This is a genomic window from Lysinibacillus sp. BSL11, assembly GCF_052928325.1.
Genome location: NZ_JAVGCX010000029.1, coordinates 1 through 23449 on the forward strand (window position 1 = coordinate 1; position 23449 = coordinate 23449).

General features: G+C 38.0%; 22 protein-coding genes, 1 rRNA gene and 1 other annotated feature. Of the genes, 20 read left to right on the forward strand and 3 right to left on the reverse strand.

From position 1 onward, the window contains the following. Positions 1-21: 21 nt before the first annotated feature. From rrf to asnB, 4 genes are all read left to right on the forward strand, one after another. Positions 22-137, forward strand: a 5S ribosomal RNA gene (rrf, locus tag RCJ95_RS23165). Positions 138-406: 269 nt separating this feature from the next. Beyond that, positions 407-1870, forward strand: a complete 1464-nt coding sequence (gene guaB, locus RCJ95_RS23170; RefSeq protein WP_004233999.1) for an IMP dehydrogenase — start codon at positions 407-409, stop codon at positions 1868-1870. A 141-nt stretch (positions 1871-2011) separates the two neighbouring features. Then, on the forward strand, positions 2012-3343 hold the full coding sequence (locus RCJ95_RS23175) for a D-alanyl-D-alanine carboxypeptidase family protein (protein ID WP_274771091.1): 1332 nt from the start codon (positions 2012-2014) through the stop codon (positions 3341-3343). A 99-nt stretch (positions 3344-3442) separates the two neighbouring features. Beyond that, the gene (gene asnB, locus RCJ95_RS23180) at positions 3443-5281 is read left to right on the forward strand and encodes an asparagine synthase (glutamine-hydrolyzing) (protein ID WP_446722818.1); all 1839 of its coding nucleotides are present in this window, start codon (positions 3443-3445) and stop codon (positions 5279-5281) included. Positions 5282-5296: 15 nt separating this feature from the next. Here the strand turns inward: asnB and pdxR are convergent, their stop codons facing one another. Continuing rightward, positions 5297-6715, reverse strand: coding sequence for a MocR-like pyridoxine biosynthesis transcription factor PdxR (gene pdxR, locus RCJ95_RS23185; RefSeq protein WP_257520890.1), 1419 nt, complete (start codon positions 6713-6715; stop codon positions 5297-5299). 102 nt (positions 6716-6817) lie between these two features. Here pdxR and pdxS point away from each other — a divergent pair, with 102 nt between their 5' ends. The 6 genes from pdxS (at position 6818) to RCJ95_RS23215 (ending at position 14150) form a co-directional block, all read left to right on the forward strand. Beyond that, entirely contained in the window at positions 6818-7702 is an 885-nt protein-coding gene (gene pdxS, locus RCJ95_RS23190; protein ID WP_221683454.1) for a pyridoxal 5'-phosphate synthase lyase subunit PdxS, read from the forward strand. 1 nt (position 7703) lies between these two features. Continuing rightward, positions 7704-8267 carry a pyridoxal 5'-phosphate synthase glutaminase subunit PdxT gene (gene pdxT, locus RCJ95_RS23195; protein WP_446722819.1) on the forward strand — a complete coding sequence of 188 codons (564 nt, stop codon included), beginning with the start codon at positions 7704-7706 and terminating at the stop codon, positions 8265-8267. A gap of 49 nt (positions 8268-8316) precedes the next feature. Further along, positions 8317-8536: a binding site (T-box leader), on the forward strand. A gap of 75 nt (positions 8537-8611) precedes the next feature. Beyond that, positions 8612-9892, forward strand: coding sequence for a serine--tRNA ligase (gene serS / locus RCJ95_RS23200; protein ID WP_337976470.1), 1281 nt, complete (start codon positions 8612-8614; stop codon positions 9890-9892). A gap of 141 nt (positions 9893-10033) precedes the next feature. Then, entirely contained in the window at positions 10034-11101 is a 1068-nt protein-coding gene (locus RCJ95_RS23205; RefSeq protein WP_446722820.1) for a sigma 54-interacting transcriptional regulator, read from the forward strand. A 125-nt stretch (positions 11102-11226) separates the two neighbouring features. Next, complete coding sequence (gene brnQ / locus RCJ95_RS23210; RefSeq protein ID WP_221683459.1) at positions 11227-12558, forward strand: branched-chain amino acid transport system II carrier protein; 1332 nt, start codon at positions 11227-11229, stop codon at positions 12556-12558. Beyond that, complete coding sequence (locus RCJ95_RS23215; RefSeq protein WP_221683460.1) at positions 12555-14150, forward strand: amidohydrolase; 1596 nt, start codon at positions 12555-12557, stop codon at positions 14148-14150. The genes brnQ and RCJ95_RS23215 overlap by 4 nt, the downstream gene beginning before the upstream one ends. A 94-nt stretch (positions 14151-14244) precedes the next feature. On the opposite strand, the gene tadA is transcribed toward RCJ95_RS23215, so the two are convergent. Then, positions 14245-14760 (reverse strand): tRNA adenosine(34) deaminase TadA, encoded by a 516-nt coding sequence (tadA, locus tag RCJ95_RS23220; RefSeq protein ID WP_312130944.1) that lies wholly within the window; start codon positions 14758-14760, stop codon positions 14245-14247. Between the two features lie 223 nt (positions 14761-14983). Here tadA and RCJ95_RS23225 point away from each other — a divergent pair, with 223 nt between their 5' ends. The 10 genes from RCJ95_RS23225 to RCJ95_RS23270 all read left to right on the forward strand — a co-directional run bounded on the left by RCJ95_RS23225 (position 14984) and on the right by RCJ95_RS23270 (position 23308). Further along, complete coding sequence (locus tag RCJ95_RS23225; RefSeq protein ID WP_016995255.1) at positions 14984-15319, forward strand: ArsR/SmtB family transcription factor; 336 nt, start codon at positions 14984-14986, stop codon at positions 15317-15319. Positions 15320-15339: 20 nt separating this feature from the next. Next, positions 15340-16293 (forward strand): cation diffusion facilitator family transporter, encoded by a 954-nt coding sequence (locus RCJ95_RS23230; RefSeq protein ID WP_312130942.1) that lies wholly within the window; start codon positions 15340-15342, stop codon positions 16291-16293. A 66-nt stretch (positions 16294-16359) separates the two neighbouring features. Continuing rightward, entirely contained in the window at positions 16360-16692 is a 333-nt protein-coding gene (locus tag RCJ95_RS23235; RefSeq protein ID WP_004233976.1) for a metal-sensing transcriptional repressor, read from the forward strand. A 31-nt stretch (positions 16693-16723) separates the two neighbouring features. After that, on the forward strand, positions 16724-16930 hold the full coding sequence (gene copZ / locus RCJ95_RS23240) for a copper chaperone CopZ (RefSeq protein ID WP_446722821.1): 207 nt from the start codon (positions 16724-16726) through the stop codon (positions 16928-16930). 81 nt (positions 16931-17011) lie between these two features. After that, positions 17012-19423 carry a heavy metal translocating P-type ATPase gene (locus RCJ95_RS23245; protein WP_446722822.1) on the forward strand — a complete coding sequence of 804 codons (2412 nt, stop codon included), beginning with the start codon at positions 17012-17014 and terminating at the stop codon, positions 19421-19423. Between the two features lie 197 nt (positions 19424-19620). After that, positions 19621-20256: a deoxynucleoside kinase gene (locus RCJ95_RS23250; RefSeq protein WP_446722823.1), complete on the forward strand. Its 636-nt coding sequence runs from the start codon at positions 19621-19623 to the stop codon at positions 20254-20256. Further along, positions 20256-20924 carry a deoxynucleoside kinase gene (locus RCJ95_RS23255; protein ID WP_004233968.1) on the forward strand — a complete coding sequence of 223 codons (669 nt, stop codon included), beginning with the start codon at positions 20256-20258 and terminating at the stop codon, positions 20922-20924. The genes RCJ95_RS23250 and RCJ95_RS23255 overlap by 1 nt, the downstream gene beginning before the upstream one ends. Before the next feature lie 89 nt (positions 20925-21013). Next, on the forward strand, positions 21014-21541 hold the full coding sequence (locus RCJ95_RS23260; RefSeq protein ID WP_004233967.1) for an LOG family protein: 528 nt from the start codon (positions 21014-21016) through the stop codon (positions 21539-21541). A gap of 138 nt (positions 21542-21679) precedes the next feature. Then, complete coding sequence (locus tag RCJ95_RS23265) at positions 21680-22588, forward strand: methyl-accepting chemotaxis protein (RefSeq protein ID WP_274771103.1); 909 nt, start codon at positions 21680-21682, stop codon at positions 22586-22588. A gap of 99 nt (positions 22589-22687) precedes the next feature. Further along, a complete protein-coding gene (locus tag RCJ95_RS23270) occupies positions 22688-23308 on the forward strand; it encodes an RraA family protein (RefSeq protein WP_221683469.1) in 621 nt (206 codons plus the stop codon). Positions 23309-23359: 51 nt separating this feature from the next. Here the strand turns inward: RCJ95_RS23270 and RCJ95_RS23275 are convergent. Next, positions 23360-23449, reverse strand: a 90-nt coding sequence (locus RCJ95_RS23275) for an IS3 family transposase (RefSeq protein ID WP_446722715.1), incomplete at its 5' end; no start/stop codon positions are given.

Here is a 23449-nt window from a genome sequence, read left to right on the forward strand (position 1 = left end):
ATCTTTCAATTAAATACAAAGTCTAGTGATGATGGCAAAGAGGTCACACCCGTTCCCATACCGAACACGGAAGTTAAGCTCTTTAGCGCCGATGGTAGTTGGGGGCTTCCCCCTGTGAGAGTAGGACATCGCTAGGCAACAAAACAGTCAGCTGTGCGCTGACTGTTTTTTTACTTTGTCTTGATAACTTTTAACTTTACCAAAGAGTTTGATCAAATGTGTTTTTTGAATTTAAATAATGCAAATAAATGCCTCAAAAATGTAGTTAATTATTTGTATTGTTTATCTTAATTGTTATTTGTTAAAAATCTGAATTGTCTTTCTTTTATAAGTTCCTTGACAGTAGCAGTCCACGTTGTTAATCTTACAATTAATATTCTTTTAACTATAGGAGGAAGTTACGAAAATGTGGGAGACTAAATTTGCCAAAGAAGGTTTAACTTTTGATGATGTATTATTAGTACCAGCTCATTCCGAAGTACTACCGAAAGATGTTGATTTATCTGTTCAATTAACACCTAAGATTAAATTAAACATCCCAATGGTCAGCGCAGGTATGGATACAGTTACAGAGTCTAAAATGGCGATTGCTATGGCACGTCAAGGCGGTATCGGTATTATCCATAAAAACATGGGAATTGATGAGCAAGCTGAACAGGTAGAAAAAGTAAAACGTTCTGAAAATGGTGTTATTACAAACCCATTCTTCTTAACTCCGACACATCAAGTTTTCGATGCTGAGCATCTAATGGGTAAATACCGAATCTCTGGTGTTCCTATTGTTGATAGTATGGAAAATCAAAAGCTAGTAGGGATTATTACAAACCGAGATTTACGTTTTATCTCTGACTACTCTTTAAAAATTGAAGATGTAATGACGAAAGAAGATTTGATTACAGCACCAGTTGGAACGACTTTAGAGGATGCTGAAAAAATTCTTCAACAATATAAAATCGAAAAGCTTCCAATTGTAGATGAAGAAGGTAGATTAACTGGACTTATTACAATTAAGGATATCGAGAAAGTGATTGAATTCCCGAATGCTGCGAAAGATACACATGGCCGTTTACTAGTAGGCGCGGCTGTTGGTGTATCAAAGGATACGATGGTACGTATTGAGAAGCTTGTAGAAGCACAAGTTGACATTGTTGTAATCGATACAGCCCACGGTCATTCAGAAGGCGTATTACAAACAATTCGTTCAATCCGTGAGACTTACCCTGAGCTAGAAATCATCGCTGGTAATGTTGCTACAGGAGAAGGCGCACGTGCATTATTTGAAGCAGGAGCAGATGTTGTTAAAGTAGGTATCGGTCCTGGTTCTATTTGTACTACACGTGTTGTAGCAGGTGTAGGTGTCCCACAAATTACAGCAGTATATGATTGTGCTACAGTAGCTCGTGAGCTAGGTAAAACAATAATTGCAGATGGTGGTATTAAATACTCTGGTGATATCGTAAAAGCACTAGCAGCTGGAGGCAACGTTGTAATGCTTGGTTCCCTTCTAGCAGGTACATCTGAATCTCCGGGAGAAACAGAAATCTTCCAAGGACGTCGCTTTAAAGTTTATCGTGGTATGGGTTCTATCGGCGCAATGGAAAAAGGTTCTAAAGATCGTTACTTCCAAGAGGATGCAAAAAAATTAGTACCTGAAGGTATTGAAGGCCGCCTTCCTTATAAAGGACCATTAGCTGATACAATCTACCAACTGATTGGTGGTATTCGCGCTGGTATGGGTTATTGTGGAGCTCCACATCTTGAACACCTACGCGAGAATGCACAATTTGTTAGAATGACAGGTGCTGGTCTACGTGAATCACATCCACATGATGTACAGATTACAAAAGAATCACCAAACTATTCCATGTAATATATTACTTGCAACTTTTATGCTTTCGCATCGTCTACAAAGATGGCGCGAGAGCATTTTTTTATGGTAGAGAGTCAACACGTTTGTTGTTATCTATGATAAAATGTCGAGGACAAGATTATTTTTTGGAGGGCTTTAAAGGTGAAAAAGAAAATGAACACCGTATTACGCTTACTCCTAATTCCTGTTTTATTATTTAGTATTTTTGCAGGTATTCCTGCAAAGGCTAATGCGGAAACAGATTTAGGATTAACAGTGGATGCTGCGATTTTAATTGATGCAGATTCAGGAAAAATTTTATTTGAACAAAATGCAGATACTTCACTAGGTATTGCAAGTATGACAAAGATGATGACTGAATACCTGTTATTGGACGCGATTGATGCAGGGACAGTTAAGTGGGATCAAGAATATCACGTAACAGATTATACGTATCGTATGTCTCAAAATCGTGCATTAAGTAATGTACCTTTACGTAGAGATGGCACTTATACGATTCGTGAGCTATACGAGGCAATGGCAATCTATTCAGCAAATGCAGCAACCGTAGCCATTGCTGAAACGATCGCAGGTTCTGAAACTGAATTTTTAAAGTTAATGAATAAAAAAGCAGAAGAACTTGGTTTAGAGGGCTATAAATTTGTCAACGCTACTGGTCTTAATAATGCTGATTTATTTGGTATGCATCCATCAGGCACAGGCCCAGAAGATGAAAATGTAATGCCTGCAAAATCTGTAGCTAAATTAGCGTATCATTTATTAAAGGATCACCCAAAGGTATTAGAGACATCTAAAATTGCAAAAAAGACATTCCGTGAAGGGACAGAAGATGCAATTAAAATGTCTAACTGGAACTTTATGTTACCGGGATTAGTGTATGAATATCAAGGTGTAGATGGATTAAAGACAGGTACAACAAACTTTGCAGGTCACTGCTTCACAGGTACTGCAGAGCGCAATGGTACTCGTTTGATTGCAGTTGTAATGAAGGCTGTTGATGCAAATGGACAAGGTTCATATGAAGCTCGCTTTGATGCCACAGCGAAATTATTTAACTACGGCTTTTCACAATTCTCAAAGCAGGAAATTTTACCAGGGAACTATACATTCAAAAATCAAAAAACAGTTAAAGTAACAAAAGGTAAAGAAGACAAAGTATCGATTGCAGTAAAAGAACCAATTTCATTTATGATTAAGTCTTCTGATAAAGACTTATATAAACCTACATTGGTTTTAGATAAAAAGAGTTTAGAGGCAGATGTTAAAAAAGACACTGTTGTAGGAAAGGTCGTTATTGAACGCACAGAAGGCACAGATTACGGCTTTATCGATGGCAAGGATATTTCATCCGATGTTGTCACAACAGAGGCTGTAGAGCGTGCTAGCGGTATCTCATTGTTCTTCCAAGGTGTAGGTAACTTCTTCGGTAATTTATGGGGAGGCATTACAGACTTTGTTGGTGGATTGTTTTAATATTTAAATAAGAGCACATGAATGTACTTAAGCATTCATGTGCTTTTTCACATTTTTACACGCTACAGCATACGCTAATAGGCGAAAGGATGTGGCTAAATGTGTGGCATTACAGGCTGGGCTAGTTTTCAAAAGGATTTAAGAACAAGTGACACAATATTAAAATCGATGACGCAAACATTAAATAAGAGAGGGCCAGATGATGAAAATATTTGGTGTAGTGAGCATATTGCATTTGGCCATCGACGGTTAGCTGTTATTGATTTAATCGGTGGTAAACAACCAATGAAAAAAATCCATGATGGTTTGAACTATGTCATTACATATAATGGCGAACTTTACAATACAGAAGAGCTACGTAAGGAACTTCAAAAAAGAGGGCACAGTTTTACAACACAATCAGATACTGAAGTACTATTAACTGCCTATATTGAATGGAAAGAGCAGTGTGTAGAATTTCTAAATGGTATTTTTGCCTTCGGTGTTTGGGATGAGCAAACACAGTCTTTATTTTTGTGTCGAGACCGACTAGGCGTAAAGCCCTTGTATTATACAGAGCAACAAGAAGGTGTACTTTTTGCATCGGAGGTGAAGGCTCTGCTAGCACACCCCACGGTTCAAGCATGTGTAAATGTTGAAGGGTTTGCAAGTATGATGGCTGTAGGGCCTTCTAGAGAGCCAGGTAAAACCCTTTTTCAAAATATTAAAGAATTACGGCCTGGCTATGCTATGCGATTCTCTAGAGAAGAAGGTTTAAGAAAGTGGCCGTATTGGCAGCTACAAAGTCGTAGACATGAAGAAACATTAGGAGAAACAATTGAACATGTTCGTTTTTTGTTAACGGATGCTATAGAACGTCAGCTAGTTTCAGATGTACCCATTTGTACGTTTCTTTCAGGAGGACTAGATTCCAGTATTATCACCGGCATTGCAGCAAATAGATTCCAACAGCAAAGCCATCAGTTGCATACGTATTCTATTGATTATGAAGATAATGAGCGATTCTTTAACCCGCATTCTTTCCAGACCTCCACAGATACGTACTGGATTCAAAAAATGACAGAAACTTTCAAGACAGCTCATCACGCAGAGGAGATCACTCAGCAACAGTTAATTGATTTATTAGTGGAATCGGTCATCGTTCGCGATTCTCCAGGTATGGCAGATGTAGATTCTTCGTTATTATGGTTTTGTCGTGAAATAAAAAGGGAATTTACTGTAGCGCTATCAGGAGAGTGTGCAGATGAAATTTTTGGTGGTTATCCATGGTTTAAAGATAGGATTACTGGTTTCCCTTGGATCCGTTCATTGTCTGAAAGAAGTGCATTACTCCAAGAGAAGTGGAACAAAAAATTAAAAATTGAAGCCTATGCACAACAACTATATACACAAACAATAGCTGAAGTTCCTTTGTTAGATGGAGAAGGTCTAGCAGAGGCAAAGCATCGCGAAATGTCCTACTTAAATATGCTATGGTTTATGCAAACATTATTAGAGCGGAAGGATCGTATGAGTATGGGGGCAAGTTTAGAGGTACGTGTCCCTTTTGCAGATCATCGGCTTGTAGAATATGCCTGGAATATTCCGTGGGAAATGAAGAATTTGGATGGAATAGAAAAAGGATTACTTCGAAAATCAATGGCACATCTATTGCCGAATGAAGTGTTATATCGTAAAAAAAATCCTTATCCCAAAACATATCATCCTGTCTATACAGCAGGAGTGCAAAAATGGTTGAAGGAAATTCTGCATGATAAAAATTCAATTTTGCATGAACTATTTGAACGACAAAAGCTTGCGGAGTTAATTGAATCGGGAGGTAGCTCTTTTAAGGTTCCATGGTATGGGCAATTAATGGCAGGTCCCCAGCTTTTAGCTTATCTAGGGCAAATTCATACTTGGTTTGAGCATTATCAAATTCAATTAATTGAGACTTAATATAAAACGCCCCATCTACATAGATGGGGCGTTTTTTTGTATACTCCAGCAATCCATCAACTGCTCAATGGATGATTCGATTGCTTGTACAGGAATCCCTCCAAAACCTAATAAAAATTGAGCTTGTGAAGATTCATAATCATCTAGTCTATAGGCTGATAATGGATAAATACCGATCTCTGCTTGAGAGGCGAGCTGTTGTAATTGTTTTTCTGAGAATGTGTGTTCAACCTCTAATAAAATATGCATACCCGCTTGTTCACCAGTAATGTTAATGGATGATGAATATTTTTCTAAAATAGAAGTTAGTTTATCATGTTTTTTACGATAAATTTTACGCATACGATTGAGATGCTTTGCAAAATGCCCATCACCCATAAAATTTGCCACAATATGCTGATCAAAACGAGGCACAGTTGATGAGTAATAATTAAAGACATCGTTATAAGTAGCAAGTAGCTTAGGTGGAAGTACAAAATAAGCTACTCGCAAGGATGGCATTAAAGATTTGGTAAAAGTACTCATGTAAATAACTTTATCGTTTCGATCTAATGCGTGTAGGGCAGGAATTGGTTTTCCAGCATAACGAAATTCCGAATCATAATCATCCTCAATAATATAACGAGATGTGCTTTGTGCCGCCCAATTTAAAGCCTGTGCTCGTCTTGTAGCAGATAATACAGCTCCAGTTGGGAACTGATGTGAGGGTGTAATATACACAACATTAGCATCTGTTTTTTCAAGATCATGAATAATTATGCCCTCTTCATCAACTGCAATTGGGTAAACTTTTCGTTTATGCTGGGAAAACATTCGATGGACGGCAGGGTATCCTGGGTTTTCTAATGCAAAGCTGGTGTCCTCACTAAAAAGACGGAGAATCATAGGGAGGAGCTGCTCCGTCCCTGAACCAATAACAATTTGTTCAGGGTGGCATACAACACCACGGGATTGATATAAATAATTAGCAATCTCTGTGCGTAAAGGCAGTTCACCTTGTGGTTCCCCTGTTAATAATAGCTCCTTTGAGGTATCGTCAAAAAGCTCTTTTGCATACTTTCTCCATGTTTGAAATGGAAAAGCATCGATATCAATAGATCCAGGATTAAAATCGATTTTGTAAGACTTTTTCTTAGGATATTCATTAATGGACGCCATAGTATCTTGTTGAATGTAAGGCAGTTCATCTATTTCTTCTACAAAATAGCCAATACGTGATTTGGACATAATATAGCCTTCAGCTAATAGCTGAGCATAGGCAATTTCAATTGTTGTTTGGGAAATGTTTAAAAAATCAGCTAATTTTCTTTTTGAAGGCAGTTTTTCTCCTACAGTTATTTTCTTAGAAATAATAGCTTCTTTAATACCGTTATAAAGCTGATCATAAAGCGGTTTATCACTATCCCTTTCAAGCTGGAATAAAAGCATATCCATGATCTGGAACCTCCTGACCCTATAAATATTTTAAAAACTGGATATTTTGATATGGTCAATTTCTATTATACTAAACTTCATCATAAAGGTGGAGGTTAGAAAATGAAACGAACAGGTACAGAGCTAGTAAAACGTGGAATGGCAGAAATGCAAAAAGGCGGCGTCATTATGGATGTCATTAATGCAGAGCAAGCAAAAATTGCAGAAGCTGCAGGTGCTGTAGCAGTTATGGCATTAGAAAGAGTACCTTCAGATATTCGGAAAGCAGGTGGCGTTGCACGCATGGCCGATCCTCGGATTGTTGAGGAAGTAATGGGAGCTGTAACTATTCCTGTCATGGCCAAAGCACGTATAGGTCATATTGTTGAAGCACGTGTTTTAGAAGCAATGGGTGTTGATTATATTGATGAAAGTGAAGTTTTAACACCAGCAGATGAAGAATACCATTTATTAAAAAGTGAATACACAGTACCGTTTGTGTGTGGCTGTCGTGATTTAGGGGAGGCAGCCCGTCGTATCGGGGAAGGTGCCTCGATGTTACGGACAAAAGGTGAACCAGGAACAGGGAATATTGTGGAGGCAGTTCGCCATATTCGTAAAGTAAATGCACAGGTTCGTAAAGTCGTAGGAATGACAGAGGATGAATTAATGACAGAGGCGAAATTACTAGGAGCTCCTTTCGAGTTATTAAGAGAAATTAAACGTCTTGGTCGTTTACCAGTAGTAAACTTCGCAGCAGGAGGAGTGGCGACGCCTGCTGATGCAGCCTTAATGATGGAACTTGGAGCTGATGGCGTTTTCGTTGGTTCAGGTATTTTTAAATCTGAGAAGCCAGAAAAATTTGCACGTGCCATTGTAGAGGCGACTACTCATTATAAAGACTATAAGCTTATTGCGGAAATATCAAAAGAGCTCGGCGTGCCAATGAAGGGGATTGATATTGCACAACTTGGACACAACGAGCGTATGCAAGAGCGAGGTTGGTAGCATGAAGCGAATTGGTGTATTAGCATTACAAGGAGCAGTTTGTGAGCATATACAAATGTTAGAGGCTCTTGGTTGCGAAGCAATTCAAGTAAAACAAAGAAAGGATTTAGGAAACCTAGATGGACTTGTGTTACCAGGTGGAGAAAGCACAACAATGAGAAAATTGCTGGATCGATTTGATCTACTGGAGCCAATTCGTGGACTTGCACAGCAAGGATTACCGATGCTTGGTACATGTGCGGGATTAATTTTATTAGCCAAGGATCTAATTGAAGATGAACCACATTTGGCTGTGATGGACGTGACTGTAGCAAGAAACTCATATGGACGTCAGGTGGATAGCTTCGAAGTACAACTAGATATTCCTAAAGTAGGTATAGGGATTCCAGCGGTATTTATTCGTGCACCTCATATTGAAGCGGTAGGTAAAGGTGTTGAAATTCTTGCACAACATGAAGGGAAAATAATCTTGGCACAAGATGGCCATATATTGGGTTGTTCGTTTCATCCCGAATTAACAGAGGATACACGAATTATTGAATATTTTGTATCCTCTATGGTATGACTTGCAAAATTTGTTTTCATATAGTACAGTATGGTTAAATTTTAAATAACTGAACACGATGATGGGAAGTAGTAGCAAGCACGTTTTTTTTAGAGAGTCAGCGGTTGGTGGAAGCTGATAAAAGCACTTGTGAATCCGTCCTGGAGTTGCACAGTCGAAGTGAATGAAGTAGGCTGTAGCCGGCTGAAATGCCGTTATGAAATAAGTGGATTAGGCAGAAGTATGTCTAGTCAATTAGGGTGGCAACGCGGGTAGCTCTCGTCCCTTTTTAGGGATGAGGGCTTTTTTGTGTTCATTTCGCTGCAACAATTATCCATCATGAAGAAACTATTGGAGGTATGAAGATGTTAGATATTAAACGCGTACGTGAGAATTTCACGGAAATTAAAGAGATGTTATTAACACGTAATGAGGACTTGGGAAATTTAGATGACTTTGAAGACTTAGATGCAAAACGTCGTGAATTAATTGCCAAAACAGAAGAATTAAAAGCGGAACGCAATAAAGTATCTGAACAAATCTCAGTTATGAAACGTAACAAAGAAAATGCTGATGAAGTCATTGCTCGTATGCGTCAGGTTGGCGATGAAATTAAAGAATTAGATGTACAATTAAATGATGTGGAAGAACGCTTTAAAGATATGATGATGCGTTTACCAAACATCCCACATGAATCTGTACCAGTAGGCACAACAGAGGACGACAATGTTGAGGAATATACATGGGGTGAAATTCCGACATTTGATTTTGATATTAAAGCACACTGGGACCTTGCTACGGATTTAAAAATTGTAGACTTTGAACGCGGCGCGAAAGTAACAGGTAGCCGTTTCTTATTCTATCGTGGTCTTGGTGCTCGTTTAGAAAGGGCATTAATGTCATTCATGATGGATTTACATGCAGAGGAGCATGGTTACGAGGAAATGCTACCACCTGTCATTGTTAATCGTGATAGCCTAACAGGTACAGGGCAACTTCCGAAATTTGAGGAAGATGTATTCAAATTAGAGGAAACAGATTATTTCATGATTCCAACTGCAGAAGTACCAGTAACGAACTTCTATCGAGATGAGATTTTACCGGCTGAAGCTTTACCACAAGGCTTTGCAGCGTATAGTGCATGCTTCCGTTCAGAAGCGGGTTCAGCAGGCCGTGATACACGTGGTTTAATTCGTCAACACCAGTTCAATAAAGTAGAATTAGTACGTTTTGTAAAACCAGAGGAGTCATACGAACAATTAGAGCTATTAACAAGTCATGCAGAAAAAGTATTACAATTATTAGGCTTACCATATCGTAAGTTAAAAATGTGTACAGCTGATTTAGGTTTTACTGCAGCGAAAAAATATGATTTAGAAGTTTGGATTCCTGCACAAAACATGTACCGTGAAATTTCTTCTTGCTCTAACTTTGAGGATTTTCAGGCACGACGAGCAAATATCCGCTTCCGTCGTGAGCCAAATGCTAAACCAGAATATGTGCACACATTAAACGGTTCAGGTCTTGCCATTGGCCGTACAGTTGCTGCTATTCTAGAAAACTACCAACAAGCTGATGGCAGCGTAGTACTTCCTGAAGTTTTAAGAACTTATATGGGCGGTAAAGAAGTAATCGCACCAAAATAAACAACAGATAAAGCTATTTTAGACAATTCCTTTATGGATGTTCTAAAATAGCTTTTTTGTGTTGCAAAAATTGAAATCTCTCATAATTTTTGAAAATTCGTTATAATGGGTAATATTCATGGGGACAAGGGGGAGAAATTCATGGAATTGCAACAATTTGCACAGGCTTTCAGTGAATTTGATAATGTTTTAATTACAGATGATAAAGGCTGTGCAATCTTTTATGACTTAGCAGATTTAAATATATTATTGGAAATCGGCTTAACACCAGATGAATTTTTTCAAAGCACTGTGACTGATAATTATCAAAATTTATCACCTGAGACAAGTACTGTCTTTCAAGTCATACAAACAGGGCAGCCAGTTTTATACTATGAACAACAACTTACAACATTAAACGGATTTAGTTATTTATCACTGAGTTCGACCTATCCCATTATGGAGCATGGAAAAGTCATTGGTGCCATTGAATTTTCAAAACATTTTTATGAAACTAAGCAAATTAAATACTTAGATAATTTCCTGGGACATAAATTATATCGAGATAATCATACGACCTACCGTTTGGAGGATTACATTACGACAAACGCCGAAATGAAAACTCAACTTGAAAAGGCACGTCGTAGTGCTCAAAAAAGTGCACCAGTTTTACTAACTGGGGAAACTGGAACTGGGAAAGATATTATCGCACAAGGCATACACAATGAAAGTGAACGCTATACAAAGCCGTTTATTACTTTGAACTGCTCAACATTAACAGAGGATAATATATTTACTCAGCTATATGGCTCGGACAATGAAGCAAAAAGTGGAAAGTTACAGGAGGCTAATGGTGGGACGTTATTCATTGACCACCTTAATTTATTGGATATCTCTTTGCAGGCGAAACTTTTACATGCGGTAGATATAAAAGTGTTAAATGGTGAGCCCTTAGATATACGGTATATTACTACTGTCAATGAAGATGTAGATAAACTATTAGCTGAAAAAAGGCTACGTGAGGATTTATTTTATCGCTTAAATGTTCTCCAAATTGATTTGCCACCGCTAAGATTAAGGAAGGAAGATATTCCAATTATCCTTGATTTTTATATACAATTTTACAATGAACATACACTACAGAAAAATGTAAGCTATCGTAATGAAGTAATTCAATTATTTTATGCCTATCATTGGCCGGGGAATGTACGAGAACTAAAAAGTGTTTAAAATATGAATTGTTGTAAAAAAAATTTTACAAAAAGGGGATAAAAATTTATCTCCTTTTTTCGTGTTCTTAAATTTTTTATTATTTAGATAAATCTTCTGTAAACGATTATAAAGGGGTTGAGGATATGTCTAAAGTTATACAGCATACGATAATCGTGGGGCTAGCCTTATTCGCTATATTTTTTGGTGCTGGGAATTTAATATTTCCGCCATCCATAGGAAATAGTGCAGGGGAATCTTGGATTTCCGCTTTGATGGGCTTTAGCTTAACGGGTGTTATTTTACCTGTGCTTGCGGTGTATGCAATTTATAATACTGGGGGAACTGTGGAAGCGCTCACAAGACCAATTGGAAATTGGTTTTATAAAGCCTTTAATACGGTCATGATGGTTTGTATTGGGATGGTTGTCACAATACCGAGGATGTCAGCGACAACTCATGAATTAGGGGTATCCCAAATTATTCCGAGCGTCCCTTTAATTGTGTCAGTATTAGCATTTTTCGCGATTTGCTTTTATTTTGCGATGGACCAATCAAATGTTATCGATAAGATTGGGAAATGGTTGACGCCTGTTCTTGTTCTTATCCTTATCATCCTCATTGGTAAAGGAGTACTAGACCCAATAGGAGGGGCAATTAATACAGGAGCAGAAAGGGTTTTTGCCAACTCCATAATAGCAGCCTATCAAACAGGAGATGTGGGAACAGGTATTCTTTGTGCTCCAATCTTTTTAGCAGCAATAGTTGGCTATGGCTATAAAGGGAAACAATCTAAAAAGGTCGCGCTTGGTGGAATGGCTATTGCTGCAATAGGGTTAATTGCAGTATATGGTGGCCTACTTTATTTAGGGGCTACAAGTAGTGGTATCATCACCAATCCTGGCAGTGATACAGAACTATTAGCGGGCATTGCCTTTAGTGTCATTGGTAATTTGGGGAAAGCGTTACTAGCTATATGTGTTGTTTTTGCCTGCTTAACATCAGCGATTGGCGTCATGGTCATATCATCACAGTTTTTAAATGAACTAACAAAAGAGAAACTTGGCTATAGAATGTGGGTCTTTATTATGTGTGTAGTAGGCGCAACTATTGGCTCCTTAGGTGTAGGTGCTATCGTCGAAATTACATTGCCGATTTTCTTGGTAATTTATCCAGTCATTATTGTACTTGTGCTACTGGGAGCCTGTGATCGTTTTGTACCGAATGCAGGAGCCTATAAAGGAACGGTACTATTTGCATTTCTAGTAAGTGTCGTTGAAACATTTGCTAGCTATGAAATTACAATACCTGGTGTGACACAGTTGGTCATGCATTTACCATTGCAGTCTAGTGGATTTGCTTGGATTATGCCATCTATTGTTGGCTTTATTATCGGTACTATTTTGCATAAGGTGCTGAAAGCAGAAGATCCTGAAAAATCTACTTTTGGTATGGAAGAAATAGGAGTTGAAAAATGATGAAAATTATTTGTAACGCAAAGATTTATACGGCAGATACTAATCAGCCATCAGCGACGGCTATGGTAATTGAAGGAGGAACTGTACTTTGGATTGGACAACAAGAAGATTTACCTCCCTATCATGGAGAAATAATAGATGTACAAGGAAAGGTCGTTATTCCTGGGATAATTGACGCTCATATGCATCCGATCATGTTAGCGGATGTTTTGGAACAATTGGCTTGTTTACCTCCATATATTTATTCTATTGAGGATATAATTAATGCACTAGCAAATTATGATGCAAGTCAGCGGGGATGGCTATTAGGCTGGGGCTATGATGAAGGGAAACTAAAGGAAAGAAGAGCGCCTTTAAAAGAGGACTTAGACCGTGTCTCTACAGAGTTACCTGTCATTGTTATGCGTACATGTGGTCATATCTTATCGGTCAATAGTAAAGCATTAGCAATCGCAGGTATTACAAAGGATACGCTTGATCCACAGGGTGGACAAATCGATCGGGATGAAGATGGAGAACCTACAGGCGTACTGCGTGAAAATGCACGTAATTTAGTACTACAGCATTTACCTACACCCTCTGAAGAAGAGATTGTCAAAAGGCTGCTAAGGCTATCACAAACTTTGGCATCCTATGGTGTAACAAGTATTACAGAACTAATGGCCACTGTAGCACCAATTGATTATTTAGGCCTGTATCGTAAAGCACGAGAGAAAGGCTTTAAGCAACGCGTAGCAGCTTATTATATCTGGGAGGATATTCAACGATATGAGCTGTTAACAGCAAATACTATTGATCGTTCTGCAGGAGCCTATATCGGAGGTATCAAGCTATTTTCAGATGGTAGTGTTTCAGGCCGTACAGCACTTGTTTCTGAGCCATTTTTGGGAAGTGATGAAAAAGGTATAGCGATGACTTCGAAAGAGGAGCTGCTAGCGGCGGCTGCGGTAGCAAAAGAATATGGTATTCAATTAGTGGTTCATGCAATGGGGGACAGAGCCATTGATCTAATTGTCGACACATTTTATGAGGAAAAGGCTTGGTTAACAGATGCACCGTCTGTTCGTATTGAGCATGCAGCCATGCCATCTAAAAGTGCCTTGCAAAAAGCTGCTGAATGGGGGATAGGCTTTGTGCCACAACCCATCTTCTTATTTTGTGAAATTGAGAGTTATTTAGAGAATCTAGGGCTTGAAAAAACACAGACATTGTATGGTGTACAAACATTTCTACAGAGGGGTATTGCGACAGCGCTCTCTTCAGATGCGCCTGCTACATCATGGGCAGAAGCGGCTAATCCCTTTGTGACGATACAAGCAGCTGTTACACGAAGAGCCTATGATGGCACAGATTTAGGCGCCTCAGAAAAAATCTCTGTAGAGGAGGCATTACAGCTATACACAGTTGATGCCAAGACGATGATTCGTATGGAGAACGTTGGTCAGTTAAAAGAGGGCTATGAAGCTAATTTTGTTGTACTAACAGACGATTTGCTGACGCTTTCACATAACCAGCTTATGCATGTAAAACCATTCGCTACATATATCGAAGGAGAATGTGTTTTTACACAATCCACTATTCAAGCTCAATAAATTAGATGAAGATGGTCGCTGCTACGACACATTTCATATATATCGCTATTCCCTTAAATATAAAAGGAAGGTGTCTCATGAGGAGGCACCTTCTTTAATGACCATTTATATCGTTGGAAGCTAATCGTGCTTTTTTCTCAGCTTTTTTACGATCTCTTAATGCCTTAAAAAAGTCTGTTAAAATTTGACCACATTCCTCGGCTAAAATCCCTTCTGTTACATCACATGCATGATTAAAGCGTTCATCATTTAATAAATGGTAAAGAGAATCTACACAGCCAGCTTTTTGATCTCTTGCCCCATAAACAACTCGAGGTACACGTGATTGGAGAATGGCCCCTGCACACATTGGACAAGGCTCCAATGTAACATAAAGAGTAGTATCCTCCAGTCGCCAACTCCCTATTTTTTTGCAGGCTTCTTGAATCACTAACAACTCCGCATGTGTTGTAGCATTTTGCGTTGTTTCTCTTAAATTATGCGCACGTGCAATGATTTTTCCTTCATAAACAAGTACTGCACCAATTGGTACTTCCCCAAGTAAGGCAGCCTGTTGAGCTTCCTCTAAGGCTTGTTTCATAAATAAACGATCTGCGTCAAAAATATCCACTCATATCTCTCCTTAACAGTAGTGTAGCGTGCTGAATTGGTAATTGCTACTGTTAACTTCTTTTCGGATGTTATATTCATCTATAATCATCGCAGCCATGCGTAAACGCTTCCCCTGTAATATGTCGAAGCATAAATACTTGTTGACATTCCTTATATATCCATATATATTTATATATGAACACATGCTCATATATAAATATTGAAGAATGGGGTAAACTTCTATGGATGAAAAATTAAACAGTTCAGAAATGCAAAAAAATATTGATCAGCATTTAGATGAAGAGACATTATTTGTAGTATCTCAGACTTTTAAAGCATTGAGTGATCCAACACGAATTCGTATTTTAAACTTACTTTGTTCAGATGAACATTCTGTTAATGATATTGCAGAAATTTTAGATTTAGGCCAATCAACCGTTTCCCACCAATTACGCTTTCTTAAAAATTTAAGATTGGTGAAATTTAGGAGAGAGGGAACAACCTTATATTATTCTAAGGACGATGATCACATTATGAATTTATTGAAGCAGGCCATTGAGCATGCGGCTCATAACTAAAATGAAATGGGGGAATAACAATGGGACATCAACACGACCATGGCCATGATCATACACATGGTGCAAATAAAAAGGTATTATTACTGTCGTTTATTATTATTACAGGGTATATGGTAGTGGAAGCCATTGGTGGCTTTTTAACAAATAGTTTGGCTCTTTTATCAGATGCAGGGCATATGTTAAGTGACTCTATCTCTTTAGGTATAGCGATGTTAGCTTTTATGTTTGGGGAAAAAGCTGCAAGCTATAGTAAAACATACGGCTATAAACGATTTGAGATTTTAGCTGCAGTACTGAATGGTATTACATTAATAGGAATCGCATTATTTATTTTCTATGAAGCAATTGAACGATTTACAAACCCACCAGAAGTAGCTACAACTGGAATGCTTATAATTAGTATAATTGGTTTGTTCGTTAACATTTTAGTTGCCTGGATTATGATGCGTGGAAGTGATACAAAGGATAATTTAAATATGCGCGGAGCATTTTTACATGTACTAAGTGATATGCTAGGGTCTGTAGGCGCTATTGTTGCGGCACTATTAATTATGTTTTTTGGCTGGGGCTGGGCAGATCCTCTTGCAAGCGTTATTGTTGCATTATTGGTCGTACGAAGTGGCTACCATGTCACGAAAGCCTCCATTCATGTCTTAATGGAGGGGACACCTTCAAATGTAGATGTTCAGGAGATTATTCAGTTAATAGAACAGACTGATGGAATAGAAAGTATCCACGATTTACACATCTGGACAATTACTAGTGGAACGAATGCATTATCCTGTCATGCGGTTGTCAATGATCAATTGAAAATAGCTGAGAGTGAGCATATCTTGCGGAAAATTGAACATAATCTTCAACATAAGGGCATTAAGCATGCAACAATTCAATTAGAAACATCCTTACATCGACATGATAATTCTATTTTATGTAAATTAGAAAATGACCATGAACATCATCATGATGATAAATAAAATTTTTTATGATTTGCATACCCTTCTTGGGTATAGTATGATAATTACAAATAGGAGGTGTAGTGAATGGAGGAGACAGTAAAAGAGGATGCTTGTCATACAGAGGAAGCTACGTCTTGCCGAAAAAGTCATCACCCTGAGCGTGTGAAAAAGGATTTAACAACTCGCTTAAATCGAATTGAAGGTCAGATTCGTGGTATTAAGGGAATGATTGATAAAGACGTTTACTGTGATGATATTATTACGCAACTATCAGCTACACAATCTGCATTAAATAGTGTGGCAAAAATATTATTAGAAGGTCATTTAAAGGGCTGTGTTGTGGATCGTCTATCAGAAGGCGATGAAGCAGTATTAGATGAGTTAGTCATAACGATTCAAAAGTTAATGAAAAAATAGATTGAAAACATACAAAAGGAGAGATTTAATTATGCAAAACGTAACATTAAACGTACAAGGAATGTCATGTGGTCATTGTGTAAATGCTGTGGAAAAAAGTGTTGGTGCTCTAGCTGGTGTTGAACAAGTAAAAGTTAATTTAGCAGATGGTTTAGTGGATATTGCATTTGATGATACACAAGTATCACTTGACCAAATTAAAGAAACAATTGATGACCAAGGATATGACGTAAAATAATAATTGTAGAGTGCTCCAGTAGCACTCTCTTATTTTCAAAAAAATATACCCCCTGTTGGTATAAGGAGAGGTGAATGGTAAATGAGTTCTGCTAGTAAAGAAGCTAATTTGCAAATTACGGGTATGACGTGTGCAGCCTGTGCCACTCGTATAGAAAAAGGTTTAAATAAAATGGATGGTGTAGAACATGCAACAGTAAATTTAGCACTTGAAAAATCATCTATTAAATATGACCCAACTAAACTAAGTGAAGCAGATTTTGAAAGGAAAATAGAAGCACTTGGCTATGGTGTTGTTAAACAAAAAGCTGAGCTTGATATTACAGGAATGACATGTGCAGCTTGTGCGACTCGCATTGAAAAAGGGTTAAATAAGCTAAGTGGTATTTCCTCTGCTAATGTTAACTTAGCACTGGAAAAAGCGATGATTGAGTTTAATCCTTCGGAAGTATCCATCGCAGATATCATTACAAAGGTTGAGAAGCTAGGCTATGGGGCACATCAAAAGGCAGATGAACAGGAAACCGTAGATCATCGCGAAAAAGCAATTAAACAGCAACAACATAAATTTATTTTATCGGCTATTCTTTCATTACCACTGCTTTGGACGATGGTTGGTCATTTTTCCTTTACATCATTTTTATATGTTCCAGAATTTCTAATGAATCCATGGGTCCAAATGGTATTGGCTACGCCTGTGCAATTTATTATTGGTAAACAATTTTATGTAGGGGCATATAAAGCATTACGCAATGGTAGTGCAAATATGGATGTGCTTGTTGTTATGGGGACTTCAGCGGCCTATTTCTATAGTGTCTATCAAGCGATTGTAACGATAGGATCACATCATGGTCCACATCTTTATTTTGAAACCAGCGCTGTATTAATTACACTTATTTTATTAGGTAAATTATTTGAGGCAAAGGCAAAAGGACGTTCATCTGAAGCCATAAAAAAACTAATGGGACTTCAAGCAAAGACAGCTATCGTTGTACGTGACGGTATAGAAAAGGAGGTCCCATTAGAGGAAGTTATCATTGGCGATGTTATTTTAGTGAAACCAGGTGAAAAAATTCCTGTAGATGGTGAGGTAATAGAGGGGACAACAGCTGTTGATGAATCGATGTTAACAGGAGAGAGTCTACCAGTTGATAAAAAGCAAGGTGATCAATTATTTGGCTCAACTATTAACAAAAATGGTTTTATTAAAATGACTGCAACAAAGGTTGGTCGTGATACAGCATTGGCACAAATTATTAAAGTGGTCGAAGATGCTCAAGGATCGAAAGCACCTATTCAACGTTTAGCAGATCAGATTTCGGGAATTTTCGTACCTATTGTAGTTGGCATAGCCATTGTAACCTTTTTCATTTGGATTATTTGGGTCCGTCCAGGGGAATTTACACCTGCTTTAGAGGTATTAATCGCAGTTCTTGTTATTGCTTGTCCATGTGCACTTGGGTTAGCAACACCAACTTCAATAATGGCAGGCTCTGGACGTGCAGCTGAGTTTGGTATTTTATTTAAAGGTGGAGAACATTTAGAGCAAACACAAGGCATAGATACAGTTGTTGTAGATAAAACAGGAACAGTGACACATGGTAAACCCGAGCTTACAGATGTTCTGTTAGCACCAGAGCAAGATGAAGCACGCTTTTTATCCTTAATCGGGGCAGCAGAGAAGCAGTCAGAGCATCCACTAGCAGAAGCCATTGTTCAAGGCATAGAAAAACGCGGCATAGCTTTAGGTGACGTTCAATTCTTTGAAGCAATACCGGGTTATGGTGTGCAGGCAACTGTCTCAGGTCAAGGTGTTATCATTGGCACACGTAAATTAATGCAACAATATGGTATTCATATTAATAATATTTTACCAACAATGGAGCAACTAGAACGAAATGGTAAGACAGCCATGTTAGCAGCCATCAATGGGCAATATGCAGGTTTAGTAGCTGTGGCTGATACCGTGAAAGATACATCAAAAGAAGCTATTCGTCGTTTACAGGATATGGATATTACGGTCATCATGATGACTGGTGATAACGAGCGTACTGCTCAAGCAATTGGAACAGAGGTAGGCGTGAATCATGTTATTGCAGAAGTCTTACCAGAAGGTAAAGCTGATGAAGTGAAAAAACTTCAAGCCCAAGGGAAAAAAGTGGCGATGGTAGGTGATGGTATTAATGACGCACCTGCCTTAGCAACAGCGAATATTGGGATGGCAATTGGTACAGGGACAGATGTGGCAATGGAAGCAGCCGATATTACGCTTATTCGTGGAGATTTAAATAGTATCGCGGATGCCATTCTAATGAGTAGAAAAACAATGCGTAATATTAAACAAAATCTATTTTGGGCATTTGCTTATAATACATTAGGTATTCCAATTGCTGCACTCGGTCTGCTTGCGCCATGGGTAGCAGGCGCAGCGATGGCCTTTAGTTCAGTTTCGGTCGTATTAAATGCACTTCGTTTACAACGAGTGAAATTATAAGTTGGTATAAAAGGCATCGGGAAGTAGATTCTCGATGTCTTTTTTCTATGTCACTAAGAAGAATACCCCAGGTAAATTTACTAGAACAATAGGTTGATTCTGTTTTTCATTTTCCTACTATGATAAAATGAAAGGCACTGATTCATTTTATGTAGGACACAATGATCGAATCCATAGAACAAAAGGAGGAGCTTCTGGTGACGGTTCCATTTGTTACGGTAGAAGGTCCGATTGGTGTTGGTAAAACCTCTTTATCGAAAGAGATAGCAGCGACATTTAATTACCATCTATTAAAAGAAATTGTAGACGAAAACCCTTTTTTAAATAAGTTTTATGAAGACATTGAAGAGTGGAGTTTCCAAACGGAAATGTTCTTCCTTTGTAATCGCTATAAGCAACTAACCGATATTAAAAAATTTCGTTTAACACATGCCAAACCTGTTGTAGCAGACTATAATATTTTTAAAAATTTAATATTTGCGAAGCGTACATTGGCACCAACTGAATACGAGAAGTATGAGGAGATCTATAGAATTTTAACGAAAGACATGCCTGTTCCAAATGTAGTGGTTTATTTACATGCCAGTGTTGAGACATTAATGAAGCGTATCGCCATGCGAGGGCGAGAGTTTGAAAAGATGATTTCACGTGATTACATGGAGCAGCTTGTGGCCGACTATCATTCTTTTATCGAGCATTTTGAGAGCATGCATCCCGAAATTCCAGTTATTCGATTTAATGGAGATCAGCTTGATTTTGTAAAAAATCCAAATGATTTAAATCATGTTTTAAAAATAATTAAAGATACGTTACAACAAAGGAGTTTGCAATAATGAATTTAAGAGAGAAGTACGATATTCCACCACAAACGGTTATTACGATTGCTGGTACTGTTGGGGTAGGAAAATCGACGATGACAAAGGCTTTAGCAGAGGCACTGAACTTTCGTACCTCGTTCGAGAAAGTAGACACAAATCCATACCTTGATAAATTTTATGAGGACTTTGAAAAATGGAGCTTTCATTTACAGGTCTATTTTTTAGCAGAGCGTTTTAAAGAACAGAAGCGTATTTTTGAATATGGTGGAGGATTTGTACAAGATCGTTCTATTTATGAGGATACTGGCATTTTTGCTAAGATGCATTATGATAAAGGAACAATGAGCCCAACAGATTATGAGACTTATACAAATTTGTTTGATGCAATGGTAATGACACCTTATTTCCCACATCCAGATTTGCTTGTCTATCTTGAAGGACCTATTGATGCAGTTATTGGACGTATTCAAGAGCGTGGACGTACAATGGAGCAACAAACACCGAATGATTATTGGATAGAAATGCATGAACGCTATGAAAATTGGATAAATAATTTTAATTCCTGTCCAGTTCTACGTTTAGATATTAATGATTATGATTTATTAAAAAATCCTGATGCCATTGAATCAATTGTAAGCCGTATCAGTCATATGCTAAAACAAACAAGCCATTTACGAAAATAAAAGTAAAATAAATGACCAAAAAACGTGAGACAATATATAGCCGATTGTTTCACGTTTTTTGAATAGGAGGGATTATTATAAGAATCGCAGTGTATTGCGGATCCGGTTTGGGTAAAAGCCCTATTTATGCAGAGAAAGCGGCTGAGCTTGGTACAGCACTGGCAAAAAACGGTCACGGGGTTGTCTATGGTGGTTCTAAAACAGGCCTAATGGGGAAGGTGGCCGATGCTGTTTTAGCAGCTGGAGGAGAAGTGATTGGTGTGATGCCAACACATTTACAAAAGCGTGAATTGGCACATGCCTCATTAACAGAAATTCATATCGTAGACTCTATGCATATTCGTAAAGCTAAAATGGCCGAGTTAGCAGATGCTTTTATTGCTCTGCCAGGTGGCGCAGGGACTTTAGATGAATATTTTGAGGTATTTACTTGGGCTCAGATTGGACTTCATACAAAACCTGTCATTTTATATAATGTCCATGGATTCTATGATGCACTTCTACAGCATTTTAAAACAATGCTAGAGGAAGGCTTTATACGTGCAGAGCAAAAGAAGTTCTTACGTGTAGCGGCTACCTCTGAAGGGATTTTACGTTTATTAAAAAAACATGGATGAACTCTCTCCATGTTTTTTATCTTGATGCAGCAGGTGCACTAACATCCGCTGCAATTACACTGAGGCATAATTAATGTAATATAAAAGTAAAATAATTAAATTTTAAGTAAAAAATTAGTAATGGATGGGGTGTTCTTTATGCATAGTGTAGAGGCTCAAGTAACCGATGATTTAGTAGTACAGGCTATTGAACGCAATATAGCCATTATCCGCTTCGATATGGATAGAAGAGTGGCGTATGTCAATGAACTATTTGCTCAAACATTGGGCTATACAGTGCAGGAAATGCTAGGAAAACATCATAAAGACTTTTGTTTGCCTGATTTCATTAATAGTATGGAGTACGATAAATTTTGGCGCAACCTAACGGCAGGAAACAGCTATCAGGACAAAATAGAAAGAATTGATGCTAGAGGTAATATAATTTGGCTGGAAGCGACATATATGCCTGTCTTCGCAAATAATACAAGAAAAGTAATAGGTGTATCCAAAATAGCTACCAATATCACTGAACGGCAACATGAGATTGTTAGTGTTGCTGACAAGTTGAAGGGCATGTCTAATAAGCTTTACCAGCGTTCAGAGGCGGGCATTCAAAATAGCCAAGATCTACTAGAAACCATTAAAGTAGTTTCAAAGGAATCAAATGAAAATGTAAGTAATCTTGTGCAACTTCAGAAACAAGCAGATTCTATTAAAGGAATAGTCAAGACTGTACAAGAAATTGCCTCACAAACTAATTTATTAGCATTAAATGCAGCTATTGAAGCCGCTAGGGCTGGAGAATATGGTAGAGGTTTTGATGTAGTAGCGAAAGAGGTACGCAAGCTTTCTGTAAGAGTTGAACAATCTATTTCAGAAGTGAAGGATAATGTAGAGGGCATTGAGCGAGAAATTGGTCAGGTGACTGATAGTATTACAAAAATAGCAGAAAAAATAGATAAAACAAATGAACAAATTACTGTCACAGCGAAAGACTTTAGTGAAATAGCGTCTGCTGCTGAAGCCTTAGACGAGCAATCAAAGCAATTTATTGAAATTATTTAATTCTACTAATGACTACTATTTTCGAGATATATTGAAATAGGATATATTTTTTATTTACAATACTAGTGTAAGTCATTAATCACAATAGGGGTGTTATGTATGACAAAAGTGGAAGTAAGCTTTCAGCATTTACCAACAACAGCTATTTCAGATGCAACTGGCGGGCATACCAATGTGCGAAGTGATATTAAGCCGTTAGCAGACCATTTTAAAGTTGCTGGGCGAGCTGTAACTGTACGTTTACCAGATGGTGAAAATGGGGCAGTTTTGGAAGCAATTAGGGCTGCAAATGAAGGGGATATTTTAGTCATTGATGCAAAAGGAAATACAAACCGAGCTGTTGCTGGAGATTTTGTAATCTCCTTAGCAAAAGGGATAGGTGTACAGGGTTTTGTTGTGGATGGCGTAGTCCGCGATATTGCAGCAATTCGTGAATTAAATTTCCCTGTATTTTCGTTAGGCACTACTGTAGCAGCAGGCAATAAAAACGGCGGTGGTCAAGTAAATGTACCGATCGCCATTGGAGGAGTTACGGTTCATCCTGGTGATTATATTATTGGGGATGTGGATGGTGTAGTTGTTGTGCCACAACAGGATGCTGAAAAAATTGTTGTAGCAGCAGAGGCTAAGCTTGAAAAAGATGAAAAACGCGCTCAAGAAGCACATGCCAATGGAAAAGAATCAATTATCGCTTATTTAGATAAAGTGTTAGCAAAATAAAAAAACCCTCACGATGAAGTGACCCCTAAAAGTTAGACACGGTTATTTGATTTAGGCTGCTTGGGTAAACTGAGTTCGGTATTGTACCGGACTCAGTTTTAATTTTGCCTTAATTCGTTTCGTGTTGTAATACGTTATATA

Excerpts from the sequence above, each read along its gene's own strand:
- asnB (WP_446722818.1), top strand. The coding sequence starts at position 3,443 with ATGTGTGGCATTACAGGCTGGGCTAGTTTTCAAAAGGATTTAAGAACA.
- RCJ95_RS23225 (WP_016995255.1), top strand. The coding sequence starts at position 14,984 with ATGGATGAAAAATTAAACAGTTCAGAAATGCAAAAAAATATTGATCAG.
- pdxR (WP_257520890.1), bottom strand. The coding sequence starts at position 6,715 with ATGGATATGCTTTTATTCCAGCTTGAAAGGGATAGTGATAAACCGCTT.
- RCJ95_RS23255 (WP_004233968.1), top strand. The coding sequence starts at position 20,256 with ATGAATTTAAGAGAGAAGTACGATATTCCACCACAAACGGTTATTACG.
- copZ (WP_446722821.1), top strand. The coding sequence starts at position 16,724 with ATGCAAAACGTAACATTAAACGTACAAGGAATGTCATGTGGTCATTGT.
- RCJ95_RS23230 (WP_312130942.1), top strand. The coding sequence starts at position 15,340 with ATGGGACATCAACACGACCATGGCCATGATCATACACATGGTGCAAAT.
- RCJ95_RS23205 (WP_446722820.1), top strand. The coding sequence starts at position 10,034 with ATGGAATTGCAACAATTTGCACAGGCTTTCAGTGAATTTGATAATGTT.
- brnQ (WP_221683459.1), top strand. The coding sequence starts at position 11,227 with ATGTCTAAAGTTATACAGCATACGATAATCGTGGGGCTAGCCTTATTC.
- pdxS (WP_221683454.1), top strand. The coding sequence starts at position 6,818 with ATGAAACGAACAGGTACAGAGCTAGTAAAACGTGGAATGGCAGAAATG.
- pdxT (WP_446722819.1), top strand. The coding sequence starts at position 7,704 with ATGAAGCGAATTGGTGTATTAGCATTACAAGGAGCAGTTTGTGAGCAT.
- RCJ95_RS23235 (WP_004233976.1), top strand. The coding sequence starts at position 16,360 with ATGGAGGAGACAGTAAAAGAGGATGCTTGTCATACAGAGGAAGCTACG.
- RCJ95_RS23215 (WP_221683460.1), top strand. The coding sequence starts at position 12,555 with ATGATGAAAATTATTTGTAACGCAAAGATTTATACGGCAGATACTAAT.
- RCJ95_RS23245 (WP_446722822.1), top strand. The coding sequence starts at position 17,012 with ATGAGTTCTGCTAGTAAAGAAGCTAATTTGCAAATTACGGGTATGACG.
- RCJ95_RS23265 (WP_274771103.1), top strand. The coding sequence starts at position 21,680 with ATGCATAGTGTAGAGGCTCAAGTAACCGATGATTTAGTAGTACAGGCT.
- guaB (WP_004233999.1), top strand. The coding sequence starts at position 407 with ATGTGGGAGACTAAATTTGCCAAAGAAGGTTTAACTTTTGATGATGTA.
- serS (WP_337976470.1), top strand. The coding sequence starts at position 8,612 with ATGTTAGATATTAAACGCGTACGTGAGAATTTCACGGAAATTAAAGAG.
- RCJ95_RS23270 (WP_221683469.1), top strand. The coding sequence starts at position 22,688 with ATGACAAAAGTGGAAGTAAGCTTTCAGCATTTACCAACAACAGCTATT.